The following is a 26,513-nucleotide window of genomic DNA, read 5'->3' as shown; positions in this document are numbered from 1 at the left end:
ATCTCAGCTCGTCACGGTCGCCATCACCGCAACGCAGTCGCCTGGTTTGACGAGCCCCGGAAAATGCCGGGCGCAGAGAATACCGTCCATGGCGGCGTGGATCTCGCGCGGCGCCTCACCCGTCCGCCCCGTCGGATAGATGCGAGCGATGACCGCACCCTCAGTGACGACGTCACCGAGGTCGATGACGGCTTCGATCAATCCACCCTCCTCCGCGAAGGAGAAACAACGGCCATCCGGCATGTCCAGCCAGGTCGTCGCACCGGTATCGACGGCGCCGGCGACGATCCCCGCATGTCGCAGCACGTTTATCACGCCGCGTTTGGCGATCGCCGCACTTTTGGCGGTCGCGGTGCCGCCGCCGCCGAGTTCGGTGGTGATGAAGATCTTGCCCATTTCCTCGGCCGCCGTGTCGTACATGCCGACCGCATCGATCTCCAGCATCTTCATCGAATAGGGTGCGGCAAACGCCGTGACGAAGTCGAAGGCTTTTTGCTCCTGCTGCTTGTTGGGCAGAATGTGCGCGGCACAGAAGGGCAAAAAATCGAGCGTCTTGCCGCCGGAATGGAAGTCGAGGACGATATCCGCCAGCGGCAGAAGCACACGGCTGAAATAGTCGGCGATCTTCTCGGTCACCGTGCCGTCCGGCCGGCCGGGGAAACTTCGGTTCATATTGCCCCTGTCGATCGGCGACGTCCTGGTGCCCGCCAGGAACGCCGGATAATTCATCGCCGGCACGACGATGACGGCGCCGCTTACCTCGTCAGGCTTCAGCGAGCGGGCGAGATCGAAGAGCGCGATCGGTCCCTCATACTCGTCGCCGTGGTTGCCGCCGGTCAGAAGCGCCGTCGGCCCCTTGCCGTTCCTGACGACCGTTATCGGGATCATCACCGATCCCCAGGCGGAATCGTCGCGGCTGTAGGGCAGCCTGAGGAAACCGTGCTGGACGCCCTCGGCGGCGAAATCCACCGTCGCGCTGATCGGCGACGGCCGCAAGCGGGTCTCTGTCATGACAGCCTCAATCCTTGACCATCAGCTTGCGCGGCACGTTGGCGAGGCACTCGACACCGCTTTCGGTGATGAGAATGCTCTCCGTCGTCTCAAACCCCATATCGTCGAGCCAGAGGCCTGTCATGAAATGGAAGGTCATGCCGGGCTTCAATTCCGTCCGGTCGCCGGGGCGCAGGCTCATGGTGCGCTCGCCCCAGTCCGGCGGATAGGAAAGGCCGATCGGGTAACCCGTGCGGTTGTCCTTGACGATGCCGTATTTCTTCAAGACCGCGAAGAAGGCGTTGGCGATATCCTCGCAGGTGTTGCCGGGCTTGGCGACCGCAAGACCGGCTGCCATGCCTTCCAGCGTCGCTTTTTCGGCATCGAGAAACGCCTGCGTCGGCTTGCCGAGGAAAACCGTGCGCGACAGCGGCAGGTGATAACGATTGTAGCAGCCGGCGATTTCGAAAAACGTACCCTCGCCCTTCTTCAACGGCCGGTCGTCCCAGGTCAGATGCGGTGCCGATGCTTCGACGCCGGACGGCAGCAGCGGCACGATCGCCGGATAGTCGCCGCCGATGCCGTCGACGCCGCGAGTGCCGGCGTCATAAATTTCCGCCACCAGGTCGCACTTGCGCATGCCGACCTCGATCTTGTCGAAGATGCGGGCATGCATCGCTTCGACGATGCGGGCCGCATTGCGCATGTACTGGATTTCGGTGTCACTCTTGACCGCGCGCTGCCAGTTGACCAGCGCGGTCGCATCGACGAAACGCGCGTTCGGTAGGTGCTTCTGCAGCGCGGCGAAGGCTGCGGCGGAGAACCAGTAATTGTCCATCTCGACGCCGATCGTCAGCTTGCCGAAGCCGCGCTCCGTCAGGATGCCGGAGAGATAGTCCATCGGATGGCGCTCGGTCGACTGCACGTAATGATCGGGATAACCGACGATATTGTCGTGGCTGAGATAGGCGGTGAGCTTGGCGCCGTTGGCGTCCTGACCGCGGCCGAACCAGATCGGCTCGCCCTGCGGTGGCACGATCACCGCCTGATGAACGTAGAAGGACCAGCCGTCATAGCCAGTAAGCCAGGCCATATTCGAGGGGTCGCTGACAATAAGCAGATCGACGCCTCTCGCCTCCATGGCACGCCGTGTCTTTTCCAGGCGCTCGGCATATTCTCCGAGCGAGAACTTCAGATGGGGCTGGGTCATATCTCTTCCCTTCTTGTCCGGCGCCGCGCCGGTCAGCTTTCGAATGTGGTGCCGGTATTCGTCGCGCCGGCGCGGGCAAAGGCGAGCGTGGCGATGGCGGTGTCCTGAATGCCAGTTCCCGTGAGGTCGGCGATGGTGATCTGGTCGCTACTCGTCCTGCCCGACATCCGCCCGGCGACGATCCGGCCGAGTTCGGCGAAATCGGCATCCCTATTGACGAGGCCTGCTTCGATCGCATGGTGCAACTCGCCCAGCCGGCGGGTCTGCTTCAGGCTGTCGGCGACATAGAGACCGGCGCCGGCTATGGCCGCGGGATCGATCTCGTTCTTGTGCTCGGCATCCGATCCCATGGCCGTCAGATGCTGCCCGGCTTCGAGCCAGCCGGCGTCGATGATCGGTTTTTCTGCCGGCGTGGTGGTCACGATGATGTCTGCGCCGGACATTGCTTGCCGCGGGTCGGATATCGCGTTGACGGGAAAGCCGAGCCTGGCCGCCAGCTCCGCAGCCACGCCCTCGGCCCTCGCCGCATCCCGCGCCCAAATCCTGGCGTCACGGATCGGCCGCACCAGCGTCAGCGCTTCCAGCTGCAGCCGCGCCTGCATGCCGGCGCCGAAGATCGCCGCCACGCTGGAATTCTGCCGCGACAGATGCTTCGCCGCGACGGCGCCGGCCGCGGCCGTGCGCACGTCGGTGAGATAGCCGTTGTCGAGGAGCAGCGCCTGCACCAGGCCGGTTCGGCTCGACAGCAGCACCATCATGCCATTGGTGCTCGGCAGACCGATTTTTGGATTGTCGAAGAAGCCGGGGCTGATCTTGATCGCAAAACCCTCGATGCCGGGCACGTAGGCGGTCTTCACATCGACCTCACCCCGATACTCGGGAATGTCGAGCCGCAGGATCGGCGGCATGGCGACCGCTTTCGTCGCAAGCGCGGCGAAGGCCTGCTCGACGCAAGCGACCACGTCGGAATCGAGCCCCACAACCTTGCGCAATTCCGCTTCCGTCAGAATAATCATTCGGCTCATGGGTTATCCTCCGCGAACGCCGCACCCTCGCCGTTGATCACCCCACGGTGCTGTTCCATGTCGACATTCCGTCCCGAAAGGATCGCAACGACCGGGCCGCCGGAGCGGGTCTTTCCGGCCAGCAGTGCTGCGATGCCGACTGCGCCCGCCCCCTCGACAACCTCGCCCTCGCGGGCATAGGCATGGCGCATGCCGGCTGCGATCTCCGTCTCCGTCAGCAGGACGACGTCGTCGAGAAGTGCGCGGCACATGGCGAAGGTCACGCGGTTGTCGAGGCCAATGCCGCCGCCGAGCGAGTCGGCAAGGCTCCTCACCTCCTCGACCTGCACCGGCCGTCCGGCATCGAGGCTCGCCTTCATCGCCGCGCCCTGTTCCATCGTCAGGCCGATCACCTTCGTCTTGGGATTGACGCCCTTGACCGCGGCGGCGACGCCCGCCGCAAGGCCGCCGCCGGAAAGCGGCACCAGCACCGTGGCCACCTCAGGCAAGGCGTCGACGATTTCGAGCCCGAGCGTCCCCTGCCCGGCGACGACGTCAGGATGGTCGAAAGGCGGGATCATCACCAGACCCTCCTCTCGCACCAGCCGGTCCACTTCCTGCTGCGCCTCGTCCTGCGATCGGCCGACGATGCGCACATCGGCGCCGAGACGGCGGATTTCCGCAACCTTGTTCTCCGGCACCAGCCGCGACATGCAGATCGTCGCGACCGCGCCTTGCGCCTTCGCGGCATGGGCAAGCGCCCGGCCGTGATTTCCGGTCGAGGCGGCGACGACGCCGCGCGCCCGTTCAGCCGGTGACAGTGACAGCACCGCATTGGTCGCCCCGCGCAGCTTGAAGCTGCCCGTCGTCTGGTGATGTTCAAGCTTCAGCCAGACCGGAACGCCGGCAATCTCGGCAAGCGACGCCGACTGCACCATCGGTGTTTCGACGACCCGGCCTTCGATCCGCCGCGCCGCCGCACGAATGTCCTCCAACGAAACCGGCAGGGCGCTCGCCATGATCTCAGCCTTCCCCATAGGACCTGGTCATCAGCTGACCGAGCTCGGGCAGCGCCCGTTCATCGCCGCAAAGCTTCAGGCAGGCCCAGGCGGTTGCGAGATTGCTGGTCACCACCGGCTTGCCGGTCTCGCCTTCGATGCGGGCGGCGACCTGTGCGGCGCGGAGAGCAGTGCAGGAGATGAACAGCGCGTCGGATTGCGGCGCCAGCGCTTCACGCGCGAAGGCGGCGATATCATCCGGCGCAATCCGCGCCATCTCGCGGTCGTCGCTAAGGCCGAGGCAGGTGAAGCGGTCGATCGCAAAGCCGAGATCCGCGAAATAATCCGCCATCGGCCGGCTGGTCTCGATCGTATAGGGCGTCAGCACCGAAATCCGGCGGGCGCCGAGCGCCTTCAGGCCCTTCACCGCCGCCGCCGTGGGCGTCACGACTGAAGCACCCGGTTTCGACGCGTGGATCGCCGCCTCGATATTGCGGTCGCCGATGACGACCGAGGCGGAGGTGCAGGAATACATGATCGCGTTCAGCGACTCATCCGGCAGGATCAGCCCGGCGCCTTCCGTCAGCGACGGCTGCATCTTCAAAAGGTTTTCAGGCGTCACCGGATTGGTGTAGTGGATGCGGCTGACATAGACGCCGATGCGGTCGCTGGCGACCATGCGCTGGAAGTCGACTTCGGTCGTGTGGTCGGTCGCCAGGATGACGAGGCCGATGCGCTTTTCGAGTGGCCGGTTGTCCAGTCGCGGCCGCCGGCTGGCGGAGATGATTTCGATCCTTGTCATGTCAGTCATCCATCCTGGCGTAGCGCTCCTCGAGCCAACGCAATCCGAGGACCGAGATCAGGCTGATGACGAGGAAAAAGACGCCGACCAACGTCATCGGCTCGATATAGCGATAATTGCTGTTGGCGATGCTCTTTGCCTGGTTCATCAATTCGAGCACGGTGATTGCCGAAAGCAGCGGCGTTTCCTTGAACATGGCGATGAAATAATTGGCGAGCGCCGGGATCATCGGCGGGATCGCCTGCGGCAGGACCACGTGGATCCAGGCCTGGCGCGTCGTCAGATTGGTGGCCTTGGCCGCCTCCCATTGTCCGCGCGGCACATTCTCGATGCCGGCGCGATAGACTTCGGCGGTATAGGTCGCATAGTGAATGCCCATGCCGATGACGCCGGCGGTGAGCGGCGACAGCCGGATGCCGATATCCGGCAGCACGTAGAAGATGAAATAGAGCTGCACCAGCAGCGGCGTGCCGCGGATGAATTCCGAGACCAAACCGACCGTGCGTGAGACTGCGGCGACCGGGGATCGCCGCACAATGGCAAGCGCCAGCCCGATGACCATGGCGACCGCAGCGCCGAGGACGGTGGCAAGAATGGTGATCTTGAACCCTTCGAGAAGGGTCGGCATGATCTGCCAGACGAAGTCCCAATCCCATTCCATCTGGTCAGGTCCTTATGCCGTCGACGCCACGCGCCATCCGCCGCTCCAGCCAGCGCATTGCCGCCGAAATCGCCAGGGCCATGAGAAAATAGAGGATGAGGATCGTTGCGAAGGGCACCAGCGTATTGCCGGTCTGCGCCCGCACCACCTGCGCTTGGAAGGTCATGTCCGTCAGTGAGATCAGCGACACCACGGCCGTGCCCTTCAATAGCTCGATCGCATTGTTGCAGAAGGTCGGCAGCATCAGCGGCAGCGCCTGCGGCAGGATGACGTGGCGCATGCGCTGATAGCGCGACAGGTTGAGCGCGACACAGGCTTCCGACTGTTCGCGCCCGACGGCCTTGACGGCGCCGCGCACCACTTCCGCGCCATAGGCGCCGACATTTAGGCCGAGCGCCAGCACGCCGGCCTGCAGCGGCGTCAGTGTCACGCCTGCGAAGGGCAGTACGAAATAGACCCAGAAGAGCTGGACGAAGATCGAGGTGCCGCGAAAGAATTCGATATAGGTTGTCGCCAGAGCCCGGACGGCAAAGAAGGGCGACAAGCGGCCGAGGCCGGCCAGGAAAGCCATGACAAGCGCCAGCGCCGAGCCCATGACCGTCAGCTGGAGCGTCACCAAGGCGCCCTGAAGGATCAGTGTCAGATAGCCGGACCATACCGACATCGGCAACTCGCTTCTCTGGAGATCATTTGAGGAGCACGCCGGCCGTGGCATGGCCGGCGTGCTCACATCAGGTTACTTGGCCGGGGCGCAGAGCTTTTCGCGGCTCGTTGACATCGCCGCCTTGGCCGAGAAGCCGTAGGGTTCGATGATCTTGGCGAATTCGCCGGATTCCTTCAGCTTCTTCAGCTCGACGTCGAAGGCGTCACGCAGCGCGACATCCTGCTTGCGGAAAGCGGCGCCGTCGCAATAGACCGGCGCATTGACGACGGGGGCGACGGTTTCGAGATTCGGATCCTTCGCCTTCGCCATCAGATCGTGGATCGACAGGACCGGCAGCGAATAGACGTCGATGCGGCCGTCCTGCAGCATCTTGATGCCGCTCTGCCCATCCGGAACGACGATAACGCGGTCACGCGGCACGCCGGCTTCCAGCGCCAGCTTCTCTTCCGTGCCGCCGCCCGGCGCGCCGATCTTGGCATCCGGATTGTCGGCAATATCCTTGTAGCTCGTCAGCTTCAGCGGGTTGCCCTTCTTGAGGGCGAAGGCCTCGGCATCGCAAAGGATCGGTTCGGAATAGGCAACGGCGTTGCAACGCTCGGGCTTCATGAAGAGGCCGGCGGTGATCGCGTCGTGACGGCCGGCCTGCAGGCCGGGGATCATCGCGCCATATTCCGAGATCGAGGCGACGACTTCCTTGACGCCAAGCTTTTCGAAGATGGCACGTGCCACGTCGGGCGCGGCGCCCGATACCTTGCCGTCTGCGCCGACGGCGGTGAACGGCGGCTCGTTGGCGATGGCGATGCGGGCAAAACCCTGTTCCTTCAGCTGTTCGAGCTTGTCATCGGCAGCGGATGCCGGAGCGGCCGCCGTGATCAGAAGCGCCGACAGGCTGGCGGCGCTCAAAAAATATCCTGCTTTCATCGTTCCCAACTCCTCTGGCTTTCTCTTTGAGTTTTGTTCTTGCGGGCAATGTCTGAGGTCAGACGCGGTGCCCCGCCGCAATGATCTTGCGCAGGAAGGTCTGCGTCCTCTCCTGCGTCGGATTGCGAAAGATATCGCCCGGCTTGCCTTCCTCGACGATCTTGCCGCGATCGAAGAACAGCACGCGGTCGGCAAAATCATGGGCAAAACCCATCTCATGGGTGACGAGAAGCATCGTCATATCGGTCTCGGAGGCAAGCTTCCGCATGACGTTCAGCACCTCCTCGACCAGCTCCGGGTCGAGTGCCGAGGTCACCTCGTCGAACAGCATGATCTTCGGCGACAGCGCCAGCGCCCGGGCAATGGCGACGCGCTGCTTCTGCCCGCCGGAAAGCTGCGCCGGCACGCTTTTCGCCTTGTCGGCAAGGCCGACCATATCCAGAAGCTCCATCGCCCGCTTCTCGGCCTGCGGCCGCTTGATGCCCTTGGTCAGCATCGGCGCCAGCGTGACGTTGTCGAGGACGCATTTATGCGGGAACAGGTTGAAGTGCTGGAAGACCATGCCGATCTTTTCCCGCATGCGATGCAGGTGCCGCTCATCGGCCGCCACCAGCCCGCTGCCACCAGGCATGTGGTAGAGCTGCTCGCCGTCGACCTCGATGTGGCCGCCGCTGATCGTCTCCAGCGTCATCAGGATGCGCAGGATCGTCGTCTTGCCGGAGCCCGACGGCCCGATCAGCGCCAGTTTCTCGCCCGGCATGACATTCATCGACAGGCCGTCGAGCACGGTCAGCGGACCGTATCTCTTGACGATGTTGTCGATGCGGATGATGGGCGCAGGCATTCATGTCTCTCCTTGTTGAGACAAGCAATGACCTAACGATGACGGCCTACGAAAATCATGTCAATTCGCAAAATAATATCATGACAATTATTCTGCACCTGCCGGGAAATGCGGCAGCGTCAAATCGCAAGCAGCAGTTCCTCCGGATTTCCCTGCGCCAGCGAGGCAACGATCCCGAGTCCTGTCCGCAGCTCGCCTTCCGTCGTCGAGCCGAGCGAGATGCGCACCGCCGGCGTCCAGCCGTGATCGGTGGTGTGAAAGGATTTGCCCGGCGCGATCGCCACGCCGCGCAACCTTGCCTGCGACACGAAACCATCCTCCGTATGGCTGCCGGACAGCGGCAGCCATACATGCAGGCTTTGCGGGTGCGTTCGATAGGACAGGCCGGCCAGCATCTCCGCCGCGATCGCGTGGCGTCCGACAAGAGCGCGGCGCTGCCAGTTGACGAGTTCCATCGCCGTGCCGTCGCTGACCCAGCGGCTGGCGATCTCGGCCATGGCAGGCGTCGCCATCCAGCTGGAGACGAGATGCCGGTTGGCGACGGCAGCGACATAGCGGTCGGGCGCGACGAGGTAGCCGATCCTGAGGCCTGGAACGGTGATCTTCGTAAAGCTCGTGACGTAGAGCGTGCGCTCCGGCGCAAAGGCCGCCATCGGCGGCGCCCGGTTCTCGACCATCGGACCGAGAATATCGTTTTCGATGATCGCTATGTCATGCTTGGCGGCGACGGCGGCAAGCGCCTGCCGGCGCTCGGCACTCATCAGCGCGGCCATCGGATTGATCACCGAGGGCTGCAGGAAAATCGCCCGGATCGGCCCGATCCGGCAGGCCTCGTCCAGCGCTTCGGGGATCATGCCTTGCTCGTCGATCGCCAACCCTTCGAGGTGCAGGCCGAGATAGCCGCAGAGCGGCACCAGCGTATGGTGGCTGACCGCTTCGGTCGCAATCGTCGAGCCGGGCGGCGTGACGCTCATCAGCGCCACCGTCATGCCGGAAGTCGCGCCATTCGTCAGGCTGATGTTCAGCGGCGACACGTCGAGCCCGCAGCGCGCCAGCCATTCGGTGGCGACGACGCGGTGCCGCGGAAACACCATATTCGGTCGGAACGACAGGGCCGAGCTGGAAGGCAGGTTTTCGGAAAGCCAGCCGAAGGCCTGGCGCATTTTTTCCAGATGGATCTGCTCGCAGACCGGCTTCAGGATCGACAGATCGATCACCTCGCCCAGCCGTTCCGGCAGATAGGGCGGCTCCGGCTCAGGCGGCCGCGTCTGCACGAAACTGCCGCGGCCGATCTCGCCTGAGATCAGCCCCCGGCGGCTGAGCTCGTCATAGGCGCGGCTGACCGTCTGCACGGAAAGATGCAGATCATCCGCCAGCTTGCGATGCGGCGGCAATTGCGCCCCGTCGGAGAGCTTTCCGTCGGTGATCGCGTTGGCGATCTGCTCGGCGAGGGAGAGATAGGCCGGCCGGCGGAGTTGCGAGGGATCGGGGCGCCAATTTGTCATGATTTCAACAGTGCTGAAAATCAGTCCAATTGACAATGCCAAAATGCGCTCCCATTGTCTTTTCGCTGCGTTTGAAATGATTTCTTTATAGAAGAAACCACCATGAAGCTCGACGCCATCGACCTGCGCATTCTCGACGCCGTCCAGCGCGACGGCCGCATCACCAAGCTGGCGCTGGCCGAAAGGGCCGGACTGTCGCCGACGCCGTGCTGGATGCGGCTGCGCAAGCTTGAAAAGGCCGGTATTATCACTGGCTACCACGCCCGCATCGCCCCGCGGCGCATCGCGCCGGTCGCCAGCGTGATGATGGAAGTGACGCTCGCCAATCATCGCCAGGCCGATTTTGAACGCTTCGAACGTACCATTGCCGCAATCCCCGAGATTGTCGCCTGCTGGTCGGTGGGTGGCGGCGTCGATTACATTCTGAAGATCGTGACGGCCGATATTGACTCCTACCAGCGACTGGTCGATGGGCTTCTCGACCGTGAACTCGGCATCGACCGCTATTTCACCTATATCGTCACCAAGACGGTGAAGGAGGAAACAGTCGTTCCGGTCTCCTCCTTCGCCGCGTCCGGCGGTGGCGAAAGCGCTTCCTAGACAATCTCTCTATCCGGCGGCTGTGCTTTAGCCCGTTTCTCTCTTTTCGCCATCGCCCAAGGACAATCTCTCGTCCGCTCCTGTGGAAGACTTCACGTCACCGCAACTAGGAGATTGGACATGACTGCCGTTTTTGCCCGCCCCGCCTATCACGACGCGCTGTCGCGGCTCGCCGATCGTCATCTCCTGCGCGATCTCGCCTATGTCGGCGGCCGGTGGATCGCCGGGACCACGGGAAAGAGCTTCGCCGTCACCGATCCGGCTTCTTCGGCGACACTCGCCTGGGTTGCGAGCCTCGGTGCCGAAGAGACGGCAATGGCGATCGATGCGGCGTCGGAGGCCCTTAGCGCGTGGCGCGCGATCCTGCCGCAGAACCGTGCGGCGATCCTGCGCAGATGGCACGCGCTGATGCTTGCGGCGAAAGAAGATCTGGCGCTGATCATGACGCTGGAACAGGGCAAGCCGCTTGCCGAAGCCCGCGGCGAGATCGATTACGCCGCCTCGTTCATCGAGTGGTATGCCGAGGAAGCCAAGCGGCTGAACGCCGAAAGCGTCACCAGCCATCTGGCTGGGGCGGAAATGATCGTCCGGCGCGAGGCGATCGGCGTCGTCGGCGTCGTCACTCCGTGGAACTTTCCTTCCGCCATGCTCACCCGAAAGGCGGCCGCGGCACTCGCTGCCGGCTGCACGGTCGTGGCCCACCCCTCCTCGGAAACGCCGCTTTCTGCCCTCGCGCTTGCCGAACTCGGTGAACGCGCTGGCATTCCGGCCGGTGTCTTCAATGTGGTCACCGGCCATGCCGCAACGATCGTCGGACGCATGTGCGCCGATATCCGCCTGCGCGCGATGAGCTTCACCGGCTCCACCGAGGTCGGCCGCCTCATCGCCGCGCAATGCGCGCCAACGATGAAGCGGATGGTGATGGAGCTCGGCGGCCACGCGCCGCTGATCGTCTTCGAGGATGCCGATGTCGCAAAAGCGGTCGAGATCGCCGTCGACGCCAAGTTCGCCACATCCGGCCAGGATTGCCTTGCCGCCAACCGCATCTTCGTCCAGCAACGCATCGCCGATGCCTTCGCCAAGGCTTTTGCCGCCCGCATCGGCGCGCTGAGGGTCGGCGCAGGGCTTGAGGATGGAAGCGAGATCGGGCCGCTGATGCATGAACGCGCCGTCGTCAAGGTTGAGGAGCAGGTGGCCGAGGCGCTGGCGCAGGGCGCCCGGCTCGTCATCGGCGGCAGCCGCCACAAGGCCGGCCGGCTCTTCTATCAGCCGACGCTTTTGACGGATGTGCCGGCGAATGCGTTGATCATGCGTGAGGAGACTTTTGGGCCTGTAGCGGCGTTGACCACCTTCGACACCGAAGACGAGGTTGTCGCCCGCGCCAACGATACCGAATACGGCCTCGTCGCCTATGTCATCACCGAGAACGGCGCCCGGCAGATGCGTCTCGGGCGCGCGCTGGAATACGGCATGGTGGCGGTCAACCGCGTAAAAATCACCGGCGGCCCCATTCCCTTCGGCGGCTGGAAGCAGTCCGGCATCGGCCGCGAGGGCTCGCGCCACGGGCTCGAGGCCTTCACCGAGCTCAAATATCTCTGCATCGACACCGCCGCCTGAGCACCCAATTTCAAGAAGAGGACAGGACATGCTCGACAAAAGCAACGAACTCACCGCCTGGGACCGCGATCACTTCTTCCACCCCTCGACCCATATGGGCATGCATGCGCGCGGCGAGACGCCGACGCGCGTCGTCGCCGGCGGCGAAGGCGTCTACATCACCGATACGAGCGGCCGCAAAAGCCTCGATGCCTTTGCCGGGCTCTATTGCGTCAATGTCGGCTACGGCCGCCAGAAGATCACCGATGCAATCGCCGAGCAGGCGAAGAACCTCGCCTATTACCACGCCTATGTCGGCCACGGCACGGAAGCCTCGATCACGCTGTCGAAGATGATCATCGACCGCGCGCCCGATGGCATGAGCCGCGTCTATTTCGGCCTCTCCGGTTCGGATGCCAACGAGACCAACATCAAGCTTATCTGGTATTACAACAACATCCTCGGCCGCCCGGAGAAAAAGAAGATCATTTCGCGCTGGCGCGGTTATCACGGTTCCGGCGTCATGACCGGCAGCCTCACCGGTCTTGCTCTCTTCCACAATGCCTTCGACCTGCCGCGCGCGCCGATCCTTCACACCGAGGCGTCCTATTATTTCCGCCGCCCCGACCGTTCGATGAGCGAGGATCAGTTCTCGCAATATTGCGCCGACAGACTGGAGGAGATGATCCTCGCCGAAGGCCCCGATACCATCGCCGCCTTCATCGGCGAACCGATCCTCGGCACCGGCGGCATCGTGCCGCCGCCGCAACGTTACTGGCAGAAGATCCAGGCGGTGCTCGACAAATACGACATCCTGCTTGTTGCCGACGAAGTCGTCACCGGCTTCGGCCGTCTCGGCACGATGTTCGGCTCGGATCACTATGGGATGAAGCCGGATCTGATCACCATCGCCAAGGGCCTGACCTCCGCCTATGCCCCGCTTTCCGGCAGCATCGTTTCGAGCAAGATGTGGCAGGTCCTGGTGCAGGGTTCCGATGAATTGGGAGCGATCGGCCATGGCTGGACCTATTCCGCCCATCCGATCTGCGCCGCCGCCGGCATCGCCAACCTTGAACTGATCGACGAAATGGAGATCGTGGAAAATGCCGGCAAGACCGGCGCCTATTTCCGCTCGGAACTGGAGAAGGCAGTGGGCAGCCATCGCAACGTCGGTGACGTCCGCGGCGACGGCCTGATGGCAGCCGTCGAATTCGTCGAGGACAGGGATGATCGGAAATTTTTCGATCCCGGCCGCAAAATCGGTCCGCAGGTCGCTTCCGCCCTTCTCGAACGCGGCGTCATCGGCCGCGCCATGCCACAGGGCGACATCCTCGGCTTTGCGCCGCCGCTCTGCCTGACGCGTGAGGAGGCGGACATTATCGTCAAGGCGACAGCGGACGCGATCGACAGCGTCTTCAAGAACATCTGAGGAGAAGCCGCATGACGATCCCTGAAAAGATGGCAGCCGTTTTGCTCACCGGCCACGGCGGATTGGAGAAGCTCGTCTACCGCACAGACGTCCCCGTTCCGGCGCCGGCGGAGGGCGAGGTGCTGATCCGCGTCACCGCCTGCGGCATGAACAATACCGACATCTGGGTACGCCAAGGCGCCTATGGCACCGAAGACGACCCCTCCGCAATCTCGACTTGGCGCAGGCAGGGCAATACGCTGACATTCCCGCGCATTCAGGGCACCGATACGGTTGGCCACATTGTCGGCGTTGGCCGCAGTATCGACCCCGCGCGCATGGGCGAACGCGTCATGGTGGACTTTTCGATCTACAATCGCGATGACGACAGTCTCGCCGACATCGACTACATGGGTCATGGCCGCGACGGCGGCTACGCCGAATATATGGCGCTACCGGCCGAAAACGCCCATGTCGTTGCAACCGATCTGACCGATATCGAGCTCGCCACCTTCTGCTGCGCCTATCTGACCGGCGAGCGCATGCCGGAACGGGCGCGGCTTGCCGCCGGCGAACGCGTCCTCGTCACCGGCGCCTCGGGCGGTGTCGGCTCAGCAATCATTCAGCTCGCGCGCGCCCGCGGCGCCATCCCGATCGCCATCGCCGGACCGGGCAAGGAGGCGGCGATGCTCGATATCGGCGCCGAAGCGGTCGTGACCCGCGGCAAGGGCGATCTGGTCGAAGCCGTTCATTTCGCCAGCTGCGGACAACCGATCGACGTCGTTGCCGACCTCGTCGGCGGGCCACTGTTCAACGATCTCCTGAAGATCTTGCGACCCGAAGGCCGTTACACGACGGCCGGCGCCATTGCCGGCCCGGTCGTCCAGCTCGATCTCAGGACCATGTATCTGAAGCAATTGGAGCTGCACGGATCGAGCCAGGGAAGCCGCGCCGACTTCCGCCGCCTCGTCGGCTATATCGAAAGCCGGAAGATCCGGCCTCTCGTCGGCGGTGTCTATCCGCTGTCTGAATTCCATCGCGCCCAGACCGAGTTCATGGCGAAGAATTTCGTGGGCAAATTGGTCGTGGTGCCCGACCGAGGATAAGGCGACATTCCGATCGCGCCACTGGCGAACCTTATCGGCGTATCGGCGTTTCACGGCCATGGACAATCGTTGCGATCACATCCGCCATTCGTTGCGCCAGGGAATCTGGGGCGTCTCTGCGGCCTTGAGGGAGGCGAAACCCGCAGTCGCGCCAGAAGGTCTCTGATGCCGACCGCCAAGACGACATATCTCACCCCTGCCGAACTCGAAAAGATTCGCCGTGCTGTGGGCATAGCACGGCTGATGGATACGGCGGTCCGACTGCCTTTTATCGGTGTACGGATCGGCGCGGACTCGGTCCTCGGCCTGATCCCGGCGGTCGGCGACGTTGCCGGCTCTCTCATCGGCCTTTTCATCATCGACGAGGCACGGCGCCTTGGCCTTCCTGCCCACAAGCTCGCCCGCATGGCGGTCAATCTCGGCGTCGACGCTGCCTGCGGCACGGTTCCCCTGATCGGCGATCTCTTCGACGTCTATTTCAAGTCTCACCGCCGGAACGTCGGCATCATCCTCGACCACTTCGGTGTGAGCGAGGAGGAACTGAACCGCCGCATGTGACGCAGCCGGCGCCCGCAATAGTGGACTGCATTCCTCTAAATGCGCGTCGGATCAAATTAGATTCATGCGACGCGCTTTAGCCCTCTGTCTTTGTGCATGTCGTTGTCCCGGAATCGCTGCACACTTCCGGGCGACATGCGCTAAAGCTCAGTCAGAGCGCCAGCCGTCTTCACGGCGTGGTCGAGAACAAATTGCAGCTTGGCAGCGTGGCCAAAACCCGGCTCATCCGGCTGCCCGTTTCGCACGGCCTTTGCAAAACGCTGGAAGTTGGTGATGACCGGTTCGACCTCGATCGTGCGCCAGATCGCCTTGTCGGCATCGGCGCCTTCGCAGACCCTGAGAGTCGAACCCTCAGGCGTATGCACCACCTCAAGGGCGCCCCTGTCCCCATGCAGGCGCAGCCGCAGCTCGTTCAGATGGCCGGTTGCCCAGCGCGTCGCGTGGATGACCCCTGCCGCACCGCTTTCGAGTTCGGCCATCATCAGGAAACTGTCATTTGCGTCGAGGTCGTACTCGCCGATCCGGTTTCCGGGGCTCTTGTCGAACACTTTGAGGTGCGATGCCGCCGCCTTGACGTCGCTTCCGGCGGCAAAAACCGCGAAGTCGAGAATATGGATACCGACATCGCCGAGCACACCGTTGGAGCCATGCTTCGTCGACAGCCGCCAAAGCCATTGCGATTCCTTGGTCCAGTCGCCCCAAGCCTTCGAGACGAGCCAGCTCTGGAGATAGGACGCTTCGAAGTGGCGGATCGCGCCGAGGCGCCCGTCCAGCACCATCTTGCGGGCTGCCTGCAACGGCGCCACGTTGCGATAGGTGAGGTTTACCATCGTAACCTTGCCGGATGCCGCCGCGGCGTCGGCCATCTCCTTGGCCTCGCGGTAGTTGACCGCCAGCGGCTTCTCGCAGAGCACATGCTTGCCGGCGCCGAGTAACTTCATTGTCGTGGAATAGTGGGCGCGATCCGGCGTCACATTGGTGACGGCGTCAAACTCGCCCCAGGCAAGGGCGTCATCAAGCGACGTGAAAGTCAGCGGGATGTCGTGCCTGAGCGCGAAAGCCCGCAGCCGGACCTCGTCCGTATCGACGGCAGCGACAATTTTGACGCCGGCGATTTCGGAAAAATGCATGGCATGGGTATTTGCCCATCCTCCGGTTCCGAGAATGATCAAGCGCATTCTTATGTCCTCATGGTTGTTCATCGATTGCGTGAGCGGCAGCGAGATCATCGCGGCGTCTGCGGCGCCGAACGCGGCGCCCGCGCCCACGGCGTCTCATCTCTTATCGGTAACCGGCTTCGCCGGCCAGGTGCAGTTTCGGGCCGCGTTCGACGATCGGCTCCAGCGCCTTTTCTACCGGCACATTTGGAGCGTCGGTAATGGCAGTCAACGCCGCTTCAGGGTTATAGGCCCACTTGACGCCGTTGATCAGCACCTTCTGGATGGTGGCGTCATGATAGGTCGGATAGGTCTCGTGGCCGGGGCGGAAGTAGAAGATGTTGCCGGCGCCGCGCCGCCAGGTCAGGCCCGAGCGGAACACTTCGCCGCCCTGGAACCAGGAGATGAACACCGTTTCCAGCGGCTCCGGCACCGAGAACTGCTCGCCGTACATTTCCTCGTTCTCGAGCTCGAAATGCTCGCCGATGCCGGCGGCGATCGGATGGCGCGGATTGATCGTCCACAGCCGCTCGCGCTCGCCCGCCTCGCGCCACTTCAGCGCGCAGGGCGTGCCCATCAGCCGCTTGAAGATCTTGGAGAAATGACCGGAATGCAGCACCAGCAGGCCCATGCCCTCCCAGACGCGCTTGGCGACGCGTTCGACGACGACGTCGGAGACGGCGCCGTGATCCTTGTGGCCCCACCAGGTCAGCACGTCGGTTTCGGCAAGCCGGGCTTCGCTCAGCCCATGCTCCGGCTCCTGCAGCGTCGCCGTCGTCGCCGAGATGGCGGGATCGGCATTCAGCGCATTGGCAATCGCCGTGTGCATGCCCTCGGGATAGATGCCGCGGACGATCTCATTGGTATTCTCGTGGATGTTTTCACCCCACACAACGGTGCGTATGGTCACGTCGTTTTCTCCTTGTCGTTTAAAACGGATCGAGTCTTGGGAGGAACATCGATCCTGGGAAGGTCAGGCAGCCTGCATGGATTGACGCTCGAGCGCGCGGCCCGAACGATCGAAACGGTGGACGTGGCCGGCAAGCGGGGCAAGGCCAAGCAACTGGCCCGGCTCGTGACGGGAGACACCGGCCTCGCGCACGATGAGCGGCTCGTCTGCCCCGATATCCACATAGACGAAGCTATCGGAGCCGAGGATTTCCGAATGGATAACCGTGCCGCTCCAAACCGGTGACTCGGGCGCGATGCGAACATGCTCCGCGCGCACGCCGATCGTATGGCTGCCATAGGGCTCTGCCAGTCCGGCCGACAGGAAATTCATTTTCGGCGAGCCGATGAAGCCAGCCACGAAAAGCGAATTGGGGCTTTCATAAAGCTCCAGCGGCGTGCCGATCTGCTCCACGACACCGTCCCGCAGCACGCAGATCCGGTCGGCCAGAGTCATGGCCTCGACCTGATCATGCGTCACATAGATCATCGTCGTGTTGTGCATGCTGCGATGAAGCTTGGCGATTTCGAGCCTCGTCGCGACGCGAAGCGCCGCATCGAGATTGGACAACGGCTCATCGAAGAGAAAGACCTTGGGGTCGCGGACGATCGCCCGGCCGATTGCAACGCGCTGACGCTGTCCGCCGGAAAGCTGCCGCGGCAGGCGCTCGAGGTACGATGAGAGCTGCAGCATGCCGGCCGCCTGTTCGACGCGCTGGCGGCACTCGTCCTTGGTGCGTCCTGACAGTTTCATGCCGAACGCCATGTTGTCGAAAACAGTCATATGCGGATAAAGCGCGTAGGACTGGAATACCATGGCGATCCCTCTCTTCGAGGGCGCGTGCTGGTTCACCATCACGTTGTCGAAGGCCAGCGTCCCCGACGTAATGTCCTCAAGGCCGGAGATAAGCCTGAGCAAGGTGGACTTGCCGCATCCCGACGGTCCCACGAAGACCATGAACTCGCCGCGGCGGATGTCCATCGTCACGCCCTTGATCACCTCGAAAGCGCCGAAGCTCTTCCGGATGTTCTCCAGTCGGATTTCTGCCATGTCCCACTCCCTCAACCTTTGACGCCGCCGGCGGTCAGCCCCGAAATAATCCGGCGCTGGAATATCAAAACGAGCACCACAACCGGCACGGTAACGATCACCGAAGCCGCCATGATATTGCCCCAGGGGATCTCGAATTCGCTGTTTCCCGAAAGCAGGGCGATGGCAACCGGGACAGTTCGCTGCGTATCCGACGATGTGAATGTCAGCGCAAATAGGAACTCGTTCCACGCGGTAATGAAGGCGAGCAGCCCTGTTGTCACCAGCGCCGGCCACATCAGCGGCATGAACACCTGGGTGACGATGACCCATGGCGAGGCGCCATCGACGATCGCCGCTTCCTCGATCTCTATCGGCAATTCACGCATGAAGGTCGTCAGTACCCAGACGGTGAAGGGCAGCGTGAAGATCATGTAGGAAAAAATCAGCGCAAAGGGCGTGTTGAAGATGCCGATCCAGCGAATGAGCTCGAAGAGGCCCGCAAGGACGGCAATCTGCGGAAACATCGACACCGAGAGGATGGTCAGCATCAACAGCGCCCGTCCGCGGAAGTGCACCCGTGCCAAGGCGAACGAGGCGGTGACCGAAAGCAACAGCGACGCTGAAACCACGACGCAGGCGATCATCGCGGAATTTGCAAGACTGCGGACGAACCCGCCCTGGCCCATCACGGACGTATAGTTGCTGAACGAGATCGAAGTCGGCCAATAATCGACTTTGAAAAGGGCCGTGCCGGTCTTCAGGCTCGTGAGGATGGCATAGTAGAACGGAAAGACCGCGATGATGACGATGACCGTGACGAGCAGATAGAAGAGCGTATTCTTGGCGATCGACGGCAGCATCAGCGTTCCTCCCCGCCGAGCCTGACGCGGCCGAGCCAGATATAGAAGACGGTGACGGAGGCAATGATCAGGAAGAGCACCGTCGATGCCGTGGCGCCATAGGCGAACTTGTCGAAGTCGAACAGGTTCTCGCGCGCCATGACCGACATGGTCTTCGTCTGCGCATTGTTGGGCGTCAATACATAGATGAGATCGAAGATGCGCATCGCGTCCAGCATCCGGAAGATCACGGCAACCATGATGGCAGGGCGGATCAGCGGCAGCGTCAGGCGCCAGAAAACCTTGATCGGATTGACGCCGTCGATCTTGGCGGCCTCATAGATATCGCCCGGAACCATCTGCAGTCCAGCAAGGATCAGAAGCGCCATGAAGGGCGTCGTCTTCCAGACGTCGACGATCAGCACCGCGACCATCGCTGTCTCAGGATTGGCGGTCCAGGCAATCTTCTCGCTGATCAGGCCGAAGCCGAGCAGGACATCGTTCAGGATGCCGAACTGGTCGTTGAGCATCCAGGCCCACATCTTGGCCGAGACGATGGTCGGGATCGCCCAGGGAATGAGGATTGCGGCCCGTACGATCCCGCGCCCGACGAATCGTGCATTGAGCACGAGCGCGACGATCAGCCCGAGCATGGTCTCGAGCACCACCGAAAGGATGGTGAACTTGGCAGTGTTCCAGACGGCTTTCCACCAGACCGGATCGGCAAGCAGCCCCCGATAGACGGTCTTTCCGCTCTTCAGCGTCACCCACGACAGATAATTGTCAAAGCCGACGAAGCGAGCATTGCCAAGCTCGTTGAGCGAGGCATTCGTGAAGCTGAAATAGATCGTTCTGAACAGCGGCCATCCGGCGACGATTGCCAGGATCAGCAGCGTCGGTGCCAGAAACATCCAGGCGGATCGAACACGCTCGGATCGCAGCTCAGTCGCGGCTCTGAGAGTGGAAATCCTTGGTTCAACTGCTTGCGGAACTACGATTTCAGTCATGAAACGCCTATCCCCTGTTCAGCCACTCGGAGACTGGACCGACGACCTGACGGCCGCCGATCCCGGAACTTACCAGGCATCGCCCTTGAGGGTCGTCAGGTCGGCTTCGAGAAGCTCGAGGTTCTCGGCAGCTGAGCCGCTGCCGGACAGGGTGTTGTGCACTGCCGTCCAAAACTTCGAAGAGACTTCGTTGTACTTTACCTTGGCGGTCGCCGAAGGACGCGGCACCGCATCCTGGAAAATCGGTTTCCAGTTCGGCATGAAGGGCTGCGCGGCGGCCACATCCTTGTCGTCATAAAGGTCGGTCAGCGTCGGCAAATTGGACAGCTCGATAGCACGGGCCTTTTGAACATCCTTCGACGCCAGGAATTTTACGAGCGCGATGGCTGCTTCCTGTTTTTCGGAATATTTCGACACCGCCAGGTTCCAGCCGCCGAGTGTCGAGGATGGCTTGTCGCCGGCGGCTGCAACCGGCAGCGTCGTCACGTCGAACTTGCCCTTGACGGCGCTGTCGGCGCCGTTGCCGAGGGAATAGGCATAGGGCCAGTTGCGCATGAAGACGGCATTGCCGGTCTGCCAGACGCCACGCGACTCTTCTTCCTGATATGCGAGCACGCCCGGCGGCGAGATCGTTCCGATCCAGCCCTTGGCGCGTTCAAGCGCTGCTGCCGCCTTCTCGTTGTTGATCGAGATCGTCCCGTCCGGCTCGACGATCTGGCCGCCACCCGACGACTTCACCCATTCCAGCGCGTTGCAGGTCAGCCCTTCATAGGAATTGCCCTGGAAGACGTAGCCCCAGAGATCCTTCTGTCCGGCCTGACGCTCCTTTTCCTCAATCTCCTTGGCGGTTGCGGCCATCTCGTCCCAGGTCTTCGGCGGCTGCTTGCCATATTTGTCGAGCAGGTCCTTCCGGTAAAACAGCGCCGGAGCATCGGTAAATAGCGGCAGCGCCACGAGCCGGCCGTTGACAGTCTGCGAGGCGATGATCGACGGGAAGAACTTGCCGGCCACGTCATTGGTGGCCTCCTTCAGATCGATAAACTGGTCGGCGAGCTGCGGCGCCCAGATGACGTCGGTCTGGTAGACGTCTATGTCCTTGTTTCCGGCGGCAAGCCACAGGCGATATTGGGAAAACTGCTCGCTGCTCGATGAGGGCATGGTCACCAGCTTGACCTGGTTACCGGTCTCCTTCTCGAAAATCGCCAGCTGCTTGTTGAGGAATTCGACGTTTTTTCCTGTGGTGTTGGCGGCAAATGAAATTTCAGCGGCATGGATCGGACCGGCAGCGATCGCGACGCCGAGCGCGAATAAAGCCAGAGCAAGCTTTTTCATAATTTCCTCCCAGAAATTGAAATCGATTTGGCAAAGAGAACATTGCAGAAGCTCGGAACGGCGTCAAGACACCGAAACAGCTTCTGGCAGTTGCATTTTAGCGAACAAAACGATTACCGCACCAAGCAAAACGCGTAGTTTCGGTCTTGTAGCGGACATTTTGAAGCGGAACAATTGAAAACGTTTTCAATTGTTCCGCCAGTTGGCACTTGCCCGTTGCGCATCGTCAACGCATCGTCCATTGATTGCGCGGACAAAGAAGACACCGATGAAACTTCGTGAATTTGCAAAGCAGCTAGGGCTTTCTCCGACGACGGTCAGCCGCGCACTCAGCGGCTATCCGGAGGTGAGCGAAGCCACGCGCGCAAGGGTTGCCAGCGAAGCAATGCGGCTCGGCTATCGCCCTGATATCAATGCCGTGCGCCTAAAGACCGGACGAGCCGGAGCGATAGGCGTTATGATGGGACGTTCGGGAGAAATTCATTTCGCTGAATTCGTGTCTGGGATGGCGCAACGCCTGGAAACCGCCGACACGGATATTCTCATCACACCTATCACCGCGCACAATGATGAGGACGAGATCCAGGCCTATCGACGACTGGTCGAGAGCCGCCGGGTGGATGCAGTAATCATTCATTCGCCACGTCCCAACGACCCACGGATCGAGATGCTGAACAGCCTCGGCGTGCCTTTCCTGGTTCACGGCCGCTCGGAGACGGAGCACGTTCATGCTTGGCTCGATATCGATAATGAAGGTGCCGTGCGCCGAGCCACCGAACACCTGCTCGATCTCGGACACCGGCGCATCGCCATGATCAATGGTCTGCGGGGCAAGACTTATGCGATCCATCGCGAGCAGGGATTTCGCATAGCCCATCAGGAGCGCGGGCTCACCGCAGATCCCAATCTGATGGTCTGCGATAAATTCTCCGACGAGAGCGGCTTCCGCCATGCCCGCTCTTTTCTCGAGAGTGCGAATGCACCAACCGCCATCGTTGCCGGTTCCACCATGACAGCGCTTGGCGTTTATCGCGCCGTCCGTTCGCTAGGGATGACAGTGGGACAGGACGTTTCCGTTATCGCCCATGACGACGTCTTCCCTTATCTGACGGCCGAAAACATGGTGCCTTCGCTCTCGACCACGCGATCCTCAATGCGTGCGGCGGGAACGCGTTGCGCCGAGCTAACGCTCCAGCTTATCGCTGGGCGGGCCGTAGACGAGATCCACGAATTGTGGCCGGTTGAGCTGATCCTGCGGGAAAGCACCGCGCCGCCGCGCTGGCGTTGAGCACCCCCTCACCAAACCGCTCGCCAGCAGCCGATTAGGGCCGGTGTACCGGCCGAGTGCGAAGTGACGCATACTTCCTACCACTCGTACCATTCAGGTTGCCGATCGCATAGGAGGACACAAATCGCTCTGCCGAAAATTCGGGCAGTGTCGCGCTTCTTTCTCGACGAAACGGCGCGGCTCCGAGCTTCCCACTGACAACATCGGTGCTATCGCCAAACACCAGGGCACTACTGCAGTGCAGCTCAACCGGCATGGCGTCTCGCTCCACCATTGGCACGCACAAGCGCCATCAGCATCGGGCCGATCGCAAACTCGCCCCTCTCGGTCCTGCGGGTCAAATCGCGGAGATAGCCACCAGGCGAATTGATATGTCCTCCCCTTTCCAGAATGCAGGCGATCACTGTCGCAGCGTTCTCCGGTCCCATGCCCACACAAGCTTCCTCATAGGCCGAGGGACTGACGCCGAGCATCGAGCGCACAATGACGGCGGCCGACATCAGATCTCGCCAGCTGTCGATCGTTCCGCCCGGCCCATAGTCGACAATCGCAGGGCAAGCCTGGAGAACGAGACCGAGCGGGAAGGATTTCAGGCTATTGCCGGCCAGCGAAGCGGTCGTGCCCGGAGCCTTGCTGTCCGTTCCTATGGACGTCCTCGGCGGCTCCCGCCTTGCCTCACCGAGCGGCTCGGCCTTCGGGTCCTTGCCGGCCACTGCCTTTTCGCCCTGCTTCGTCTCGAAGCTTGGTTCAAGTTCAGATATGGAGTCGGGGTTTGAATTCTGTTTGTGACGCTCAATTTGAGACTCATTGGAGTCTATTTTTTCCGTTTTAACACGTCTTTCCAGCAGGTTGACGACTTCGTCGCGCAGCAGCCCCATCTCGTCGAGCAATGCTGTCAGCTCCTCAACGCCTGCCACCCGCGGAATCCTGGCGACAAGCGCCCGAAACATCGTCGTCATCTGCTCCCAGTCTCCGGGAATCGCTTCCTCGATAGCTGCCGAAATCAGCTTGGAGATATCCCGGCGGCAAATCGTCAGGCGCTCCCTGGTCACCCTCAGCAGCTCCCGATCGGCGGCCGCTTGGGCTGCCAGACCTTCGATTTCGACTGCGCGAGCGAGAAGCGGCGCGACGCTGAAGCCGAAGGCCTCACCAATCACCCCTTCCCTGTCGCGGCGGACATAGCGCTTTCCATTCGGGCTGTCCTTGCGCAGGATCAGGCCGGCCTCCACCAGCACGGCGAGATGCCGACGCAGCGTCGCCGGGGTCATTCCGCGAGCGCGAAGCGACAGTTGCGCGTTCGAAGGAAAGACGATCAGACCTTTCTCCTCGGAAACCTCGTCATCTGGATAAAAGCTCAGAAGCGCATCGAGCACGGTCAGCGCCCGGTCGGTCACACCGAGTGCCGGCCGTGCCTCGCAGATTGCGCGAAACAGTTTCCATTTGCTGCGTTTCATCCCCGGCTCGATCGCCTCGGCCAATTGCTGGCTTGCCAGCATGCCGAGCGACATCGGCCGCCGCCCAAAGGGCGTCGTCACATATCCACTCTCCATTGCCTTCACCTTCGTTCAGGCAAAAGAAAACCATCCACCAATTTGGTGCCTAAGACTCTTGACTGTGATTCGTGGAAATGCGATTCTCGATGTGCTTAAGATCTGAGAAGGGCTTCCACGACGGCGTCGTTGGGGGCCTTTTTCTTTTGCGCGCTACGCTCCTCTGTGCTTCTTGAATTCCTGGAACAGGCCTTGCAGCCGTTCCTGGACGAATTGATCGAAACCCGGCGCCGTCTTGCCGTCGAAGACGAAAGTAGCGCCGGCTGCAGTCTTCTTGATCATCACGGGAACGCCGCTGATTTCGGTTTTGGCCACCGCCGGCTTCGGCGTGGCAGTCTTCTTCGTCGCCAGAACCAATGCCCGGTGAAAGCGTTCGTCGCTCGAAATCTTGCGCGCGTCGTCCGCGGACAACTCCGCGATGATCGCCCCGACGTGGGCTTTCTCCAGCCGCTCGCCCAGCTCCAGCCAGCGGCGGCGGCCGATCTCGGGCGCAGCACCGATGGCGTTGATGAGGTCGAGAGGCACCTGCCGCATGACGATCAGCATTCTCGACAGCGCCGCCTTGTCGACACTGAGCGCTGCCATGATGACATCCCGGCCGAAGCCGCGTTCCTCGAGCCGCGATGCAAAGAGCGCGCGCTCGATATAGGAGAGATTGGTCCGGGCGCTGTTTTCCTGCCCCTGGCTGACGACCAGCTGGTCATCCGTGAGATCGCGCACGACCGCACGAACCTTGATGCCGAGGTCCCTGATGGCCGCCAGCCGTCGATGGCCGTAGGCGACCTGATAACGTCCCTTGGCTTCGGGATGCGGACGCACGAGGATCGGAACCTGCTGCCCGTGTTCGCGGATCTGCTCGACGAGATCGGCCAGTTCGGCCGCGTCGATCGCAAGGCGGTCGCTGACGAAGGAGGCGTCGATCAGGCCCGGGTCGAGTTCGATGATCATCTGGCCCGCCGCAAGCTGCCGTTCCAGCTCGCTTGCCCGCTCCATCTTCTCAGTGATGTTGCCGAGCGTCTTCGTAATGCCGCCGACCGGCACGCCGACCCGTTCCTGCGGCACGAAGCCAGCGATCGGGCGATTGTCGCGGGGCGCGATCGATTCCACCCTTGCCGGGTTCGGAGCGGAGATTTCGATGAGATTCTTGCGCGCCATTTCTATCTCCTTCCCCAGGTGGAGCGAATGTGCGCTTCGATCTCGCCATTCACGAGGTTCAGCGACTCCAGCGCCCGGTCATAGGTTCCGCGCGTGAACTGCGACCGCTCGACCTCATAAAGGGTTTGCTTGGTGACGCCGGCGTCGGCGACGGCCGTCGATTTCACCATGGCGTTATGGAGCATGCGATTGCCGAAGATCGCCCGCATGAAGCCGGTCATCTGGCTCTGCGGTCCGTCATTAGGCTCGAACCGCGTCACGAGATAGCGCATCCAATCATAGCTGGTGCGCCCGCCGGCCCTCTCGACGACCGACATGAGCTCGCTCGTCATTGTCAGGAACTGCGACATCGACATGACGTCGAGCATCTGCGGGTGAACGGTTATCAAGACCGAAGTCGCCGCACAGAGCGCCGACATAGTCAAGAAACCGAGCTGCGGCGGGCAGTCGATGACCACGATGTCGTAGAGGCTTTCGATGTCGGTCAGCACCTCGCCGATGCGGGCGAAGAACATCGTCTCCGCCGTGCCGGACGCCATCGCCTTCGGCGTCTCGTGCTCGAATTCCATCAGCTCGAGATTGCCCGGGATGAGATGCAAATTGGGCGTATAAGTGGCGCGCACGATATCGGCGATCGGCCGCGGATCGTCATAGCGGATCGCGCCATAGATCGTCTCGCCTTCTCCGACGTCGAATTCCGGCTGATGACCGAACAAGGCTGATAGGGAAGCCTGCGGATCGAGGTCGACGGCGAGTACGCGGTAGCCCCGCAGCGCCATGAATTGCGCCAAATGCGCAGCAGTGGTGGTCTTGCCCGAGCCGCCCTTGAAATTCATCACGGAGACGATCTGGAGCTTTTCGCCTGGCCTACGGGCGGGCACATATTTCGGCGTTCCGTTTCGCTCGTCGAGAACGCGGCGGATCCGGTCCATGTCGGTTGCGCTATAAAGCCTGCGTCCGTTTGCCAGCGGATCCGGTCCGTGGCCATCGGCCGCCACCTGCCTGAGGTAACCTTCGCCAATGCCGATGAAGGCGGCGGCTTCCGCCGGCGAGAAGGTCCTGATCGTCTTCTGGGAAAGCGGCGGAAAGATTTTTGCCTGATGCTGCTGAAGTTGATAGGACAACTCCTTCGCGTCTGTTGCCAGAAGCGACGGGAGATGCTCTTGATCGTCTTGAAGAGCAAGACTCGGCTGCATGATCGTTTTCCCAGGCAACTGCGCAATTTTGAACGAAAGCGCTTCAGTTGCGCAGTTACTATATGCCGCGATTCGTGACCGAATTACAAATGCTTAACCAAAACGCGCGTTGAGGCGCGCGAAACCGGGCCGGAAATCCAA

The 26,513-nt window shown here is 62.1% G+C and carries 25 protein-coding genes; 6 read left to right on the top strand and 19 right to left on the bottom strand.

Features of this window, described 5'->3' with window-relative positions; translation table 11 throughout:
* Window positions 1-3: 3 nt before the first annotated feature.
* From doeB to A7X77_RS25420, 10 genes are all read right to left on the bottom strand, one after another.
* Window positions 4-1,011, bottom strand: a complete 1,008-nt coding sequence (gene doeB, locus A7X77_RS25465; protein WP_064685617.1) for a N(2)-acetyl-L-2,4-diaminobutanoate deacetylase DoeB — start codon at window positions 1,009-1,011, stop codon at window positions 4-6.
* A gap of 7 nt (window positions 1,012-1,018) precedes the next feature.
* Window positions 1,019-2,200 carry an ectoine hydrolase DoeA gene (doeA, locus tag A7X77_RS25460; protein WP_064685616.1) on the bottom strand — a complete coding sequence of 394 codons (1,182 nt, stop codon included), beginning with the start codon at window positions 2,198-2,200 and terminating at the stop codon, window positions 1,019-1,021.
* A 32-nt stretch (window positions 2,201-2,232) separates the two neighbouring features.
* Window positions 2,233-3,225, bottom strand: a complete 993-nt coding sequence (gene eutC, locus A7X77_RS25455; protein ID WP_064685615.1) for an ectoine utilization protein EutC — start codon at window positions 3,223-3,225, stop codon at window positions 2,233-2,235.
* The gene (gene eutB / locus A7X77_RS25450; RefSeq protein WP_064685646.1) at window positions 3,222-4,223 is read right to left on the bottom strand and encodes a hydroxyectoine utilization dehydratase EutB; all 1,002 of its coding nucleotides are present in this window, start codon (window positions 4,221-4,223) and stop codon (window positions 3,222-3,224) included. The genes eutC and eutB overlap by 4 nt, the downstream gene beginning before the upstream one ends.
* A gap of 4 nt (window positions 4,224-4,227) precedes the next feature.
* Window positions 4,228-5,004, bottom strand: coding sequence for an ectoine utilization protein EutA (eutA, locus tag A7X77_RS25445; protein ID WP_064685614.1), 777 nt, complete (start codon window positions 5,002-5,004; stop codon window positions 4,228-4,230).
* 1 nt (window position 5,005) lies between these two features.
* Window positions 5,006-5,665, bottom strand: coding sequence for an ectoine/hydroxyectoine ABC transporter permease subunit EhuD (ehuD, locus tag A7X77_RS25440; RefSeq protein ID WP_064685613.1), 660 nt, complete (start codon window positions 5,663-5,665; stop codon window positions 5,006-5,008).
* 4 nt (window positions 5,666-5,669) lie between these two features.
* Window positions 5,670-6,329: an ectoine/hydroxyectoine ABC transporter permease subunit EhuC gene (gene ehuC / locus A7X77_RS25435; RefSeq protein WP_064685612.1), complete on the bottom strand. Its 660-nt coding sequence runs from the start codon at window positions 6,327-6,329 to the stop codon at window positions 5,670-5,672.
* 72 nt (window positions 6,330-6,401) lie between these two features.
* Window positions 6,402-7,250, bottom strand: a complete 849-nt coding sequence (gene ehuB / locus A7X77_RS25430) for an ectoine/hydroxyectoine ABC transporter substrate-binding protein EhuB (protein WP_064685611.1) — start codon at window positions 7,248-7,250, stop codon at window positions 6,402-6,404.
* A gap of 58 nt (window positions 7,251-7,308) precedes the next feature.
* Window positions 7,309-8,094: an ectoine/hydroxyectoine ABC transporter ATP-binding protein EhuA gene (gene ehuA / locus A7X77_RS25425; protein ID WP_064685610.1), complete on the bottom strand. Its 786-nt coding sequence runs from the start codon at window positions 8,092-8,094 to the stop codon at window positions 7,309-7,311.
* Between the two features lie 119 nt (window positions 8,095-8,213).
* Entirely contained in the window at window positions 8,214-9,599 is a 1,386-nt protein-coding gene (locus A7X77_RS25420) for a PLP-dependent aminotransferase family protein (RefSeq protein ID WP_064685609.1), read from the bottom strand.
* 102 nt (window positions 9,600-9,701) lie between these two features.
* Here A7X77_RS25420 and A7X77_RS25415 point away from each other — a divergent pair, with 102 nt between their 5' ends.
* From A7X77_RS25415 to A7X77_RS25395, 5 genes are all read left to right on the top strand, one after another.
* Window positions 9,702-10,199, top strand: a complete 498-nt coding sequence (locus tag A7X77_RS25415; RefSeq protein ID WP_064685608.1) for an Lrp/AsnC family transcriptional regulator — start codon at window positions 9,702-9,704, stop codon at window positions 10,197-10,199.
* Between the two features lie 120 nt (window positions 10,200-10,319).
* A complete protein-coding gene (locus A7X77_RS25410) occupies window positions 10,320-11,816 on the top strand; it encodes an NAD-dependent succinate-semialdehyde dehydrogenase (protein WP_064685607.1) in 1,497 nt (498 codons plus the stop codon).
* Between the two features lie 28 nt (window positions 11,817-11,844).
* Window positions 11,845-13,224: an aspartate aminotransferase family protein gene (locus tag A7X77_RS25405; RefSeq protein ID WP_064685606.1), complete on the top strand. Its 1,380-nt coding sequence runs from the start codon at window positions 11,845-11,847 to the stop codon at window positions 13,222-13,224.
* Window positions 13,225-13,235: 11 nt separating this feature from the next.
* The gene (locus tag A7X77_RS25400) at window positions 13,236-14,309 is read left to right on the top strand and encodes an alcohol dehydrogenase family protein (protein WP_064685605.1); all 1,074 of its coding nucleotides are present in this window, start codon (window positions 13,236-13,238) and stop codon (window positions 14,307-14,309) included.
* Window positions 14,310-14,474: 165 nt separating this feature from the next.
* A complete protein-coding gene (locus A7X77_RS25395; RefSeq protein ID WP_064685604.1) occupies window positions 14,475-14,867 on the top strand; it encodes a DUF4112 domain-containing protein in 393 nt (130 codons plus the stop codon).
* Between the two features lie 140 nt (window positions 14,868-15,007).
* Here A7X77_RS25395 and A7X77_RS25390 read toward each other — a convergent pair whose 3' ends face one another.
* From A7X77_RS25390 to A7X77_RS25365, 6 genes are all read right to left on the bottom strand, one after another.
* Window positions 15,008-16,045 carry a Gfo/Idh/MocA family protein gene (locus A7X77_RS25390; RefSeq protein WP_064685645.1) on the bottom strand — a complete coding sequence of 346 codons (1,038 nt, stop codon included), beginning with the start codon at window positions 16,043-16,045 and terminating at the stop codon, window positions 15,008-15,010.
* Window positions 16,046-16,148: 103 nt separating this feature from the next.
* The gene (locus A7X77_RS25385) at window positions 16,149-16,934 is read right to left on the bottom strand and encodes a ThuA domain-containing protein (protein ID WP_064685603.1); all 786 of its coding nucleotides are present in this window, start codon (window positions 16,932-16,934) and stop codon (window positions 16,149-16,151) included.
* 63 nt (window positions 16,935-16,997) lie between these two features.
* Window positions 16,998-18,023, bottom strand: a complete 1,026-nt coding sequence (locus A7X77_RS25380) for an ABC transporter ATP-binding protein (protein ID WP_064685602.1) — start codon at window positions 18,021-18,023, stop codon at window positions 16,998-17,000.
* 11 nt (window positions 18,024-18,034) lie between these two features.
* A complete protein-coding gene (locus A7X77_RS25375) occupies window positions 18,035-18,865 on the bottom strand; it encodes a carbohydrate ABC transporter permease (RefSeq protein ID WP_064685601.1) in 831 nt (276 codons plus the stop codon).
* Complete coding sequence (locus tag A7X77_RS25370) at window positions 18,865-19,851, bottom strand: carbohydrate ABC transporter permease (protein WP_064685600.1); 987 nt, start codon at window positions 19,849-19,851, stop codon at window positions 18,865-18,867. Before A7X77_RS25370 ends, A7X77_RS25375 begins: the two co-directional genes overlap by 1 nt.
* Before the next feature lie 69 nt (window positions 19,852-19,920).
* On the bottom strand, window positions 19,921-21,183 hold the full coding sequence (locus A7X77_RS25365) for an ABC transporter substrate-binding protein (RefSeq protein ID WP_064685599.1): 1,263 nt from the start codon (window positions 21,181-21,183) through the stop codon (window positions 19,921-19,923).
* Window positions 21,184-21,451: 268 nt separating this feature from the next.
* On the opposite strand from A7X77_RS25365, the gene A7X77_RS25360 reads away from it, so the two are divergent.
* Complete coding sequence (locus A7X77_RS25360; RefSeq protein ID WP_064685598.1) at window positions 21,452-22,471, top strand: substrate-binding domain-containing protein; 1,020 nt, start codon at window positions 21,452-21,454, stop codon at window positions 22,469-22,471.
* Between the two features lie 245 nt (window positions 22,472-22,716).
* On the opposite strand, the gene repC is transcribed toward A7X77_RS25360, so the two are convergent.
* The 3 genes from repC to repA form a co-directional block, all read right to left on the bottom strand.
* On the bottom strand, window positions 22,717-24,021 hold the full coding sequence (gene repC / locus A7X77_RS25355; protein WP_064685597.1) for a plasmid replication protein RepC: 1,305 nt from the start codon (window positions 24,019-24,021) through the stop codon (window positions 22,717-22,719).
* A 153-nt stretch (window positions 24,022-24,174) separates the two neighbouring features.
* Entirely contained in the window at window positions 24,175-25,176 is a 1,002-nt protein-coding gene (gene repB / locus A7X77_RS25350; protein WP_064685596.1) for a plasmid partitioning protein RepB, read from the bottom strand.
* A gap of 2 nt (window positions 25,177-25,178) precedes the next feature.
* On the bottom strand, window positions 25,179-26,372 hold the full coding sequence (gene repA / locus A7X77_RS25345; protein WP_064685595.1) for a plasmid partitioning protein RepA: 1,194 nt from the start codon (window positions 26,370-26,372) through the stop codon (window positions 25,179-25,181).
* Window positions 26,373-26,513: the final 141 nt, after the last annotated feature.

This window comes from Rhizobium bangladeshense (assembly GCF_001662075.1).
Classification (GTDB): Bacteria; Pseudomonadota; Alphaproteobacteria; order Rhizobiales; family Rhizobiaceae; genus Rhizobium; species Rhizobium bangladeshense_B.
The sequence above is the reverse complement of the archived record's forward strand: the minus strand, read 5'-3'. Positions and strand labels throughout refer to the sequence as shown.

What these genes read in the sequence shown, in the direction of transcription:
- doeB (WP_064685617.1), bottom strand. Translation starts at nt 1,011, where the DNA reads ATGACAGAGACCCGCTTGCGGCCGTCGCCGATCAGCGCGACGGTGGAT.
- doeA (WP_064685616.1), bottom strand. Translation starts at nt 2,200, where the DNA reads ATGACCCAGCCCCATCTGAAGTTCTCGCTCGGAGAATATGCCGAGCGC.
- eutC (WP_064685615.1), bottom strand. Translation starts at nt 3,225, where the DNA reads ATGAGCCGAATGATTATTCTGACGGAAGCGGAATTGCGCAAGGTTGTG.
- eutB (WP_064685646.1), bottom strand. Translation starts at nt 4,223, where the DNA reads ATGGCGAGCGCCCTGCCGGTTTCGTTGGAGGACATTCGTGCGGCGGCG.
- eutA (WP_064685614.1), bottom strand. Translation starts at nt 5,004, where the DNA reads ATGACAAGGATCGAAATCATCTCCGCCAGCCGGCGGCCGCGACTGGAC.
- ehuD (WP_064685613.1), bottom strand. Translation starts at nt 5,665, where the DNA reads ATGGAATGGGATTGGGACTTCGTCTGGCAGATCATGCCGACCCTTCTC.
- ehuC (WP_064685612.1), bottom strand. Translation starts at nt 6,329, where the DNA reads ATGTCGGTATGGTCCGGCTATCTGACACTGATCCTTCAGGGCGCCTTG.
- ehuB (WP_064685611.1), bottom strand. Translation starts at nt 7,250, where the DNA reads ATGAAAGCAGGATATTTTTTGAGCGCCGCCAGCCTGTCGGCGCTTCTG.
- ehuA (WP_064685610.1), bottom strand. Translation starts at nt 8,094, where the DNA reads ATGCCTGCGCCCATCATCCGCATCGACAACATCGTCAAGAGATACGGT.
- A7X77_RS25420 (WP_064685609.1), bottom strand. Translation starts at nt 9,599, where the DNA reads ATGACAAATTGGCGCCCCGATCCCTCGCAACTCCGCCGGCCGGCCTAT.
- A7X77_RS25415 (WP_064685608.1), top strand. Translation starts at nt 9,702, where the DNA reads ATGAAGCTCGACGCCATCGACCTGCGCATTCTCGACGCCGTCCAGCGC.
- A7X77_RS25410 (WP_064685607.1), top strand. Translation starts at nt 10,320, where the DNA reads ATGACTGCCGTTTTTGCCCGCCCCGCCTATCACGACGCGCTGTCGCGG.
- A7X77_RS25405 (WP_064685606.1), top strand. Translation starts at nt 11,845, where the DNA reads ATGCTCGACAAAAGCAACGAACTCACCGCCTGGGACCGCGATCACTTC.
- A7X77_RS25400 (WP_064685605.1), top strand. Translation starts at nt 13,236, where the DNA reads ATGACGATCCCTGAAAAGATGGCAGCCGTTTTGCTCACCGGCCACGGC.
- A7X77_RS25395 (WP_064685604.1), top strand. Translation starts at nt 14,475, where the DNA reads ATGCCGACCGCCAAGACGACATATCTCACCCCTGCCGAACTCGAAAAG.
- A7X77_RS25390 (WP_064685645.1), bottom strand. Translation starts at nt 16,045, where the DNA reads ATGCGCTTGATCATTCTCGGAACCGGAGGATGGGCAAATACCCATGCC.
- A7X77_RS25380 (WP_064685602.1), bottom strand. Translation starts at nt 18,023, where the DNA reads ATGGCAGAAATCCGACTGGAGAACATCCGGAAGAGCTTCGGCGCTTTC.
- A7X77_RS25375 (WP_064685601.1), bottom strand. Translation starts at nt 18,865, where the DNA reads ATGCTGCCGTCGATCGCCAAGAATACGCTCTTCTATCTGCTCGTCACG.
- A7X77_RS25370 (WP_064685600.1), bottom strand. Translation starts at nt 19,851, where the DNA reads ATGACTGAAATCGTAGTTCCGCAAGCAGTTGAACCAAGGATTTCCACT.
- A7X77_RS25365 (WP_064685599.1), bottom strand. Translation starts at nt 21,183, where the DNA reads ATGAAAAAGCTTGCTCTGGCTTTATTCGCGCTCGGCGTCGCGATCGCT.
- A7X77_RS25360 (WP_064685598.1), top strand. Translation starts at nt 21,452, where the DNA reads ATGAAACTTCGTGAATTTGCAAAGCAGCTAGGGCTTTCTCCGACGACG.
- repC (WP_064685597.1), bottom strand. Translation starts at nt 24,021, where the DNA reads ATGGAGAGTGGATATGTGACGACGCCCTTTGGGCGGCGGCCGATGTCG.
- repB (WP_064685596.1), bottom strand. Translation starts at nt 25,176, where the DNA reads ATGGCGCGCAAGAATCTCATCGAAATCTCCGCTCCGAACCCGGCAAGG.
- repA (WP_064685595.1), bottom strand. Translation starts at nt 26,372, where the DNA reads ATGCAGCCGAGTCTTGCTCTTCAAGACGATCAAGAGCATCTCCCGTCG.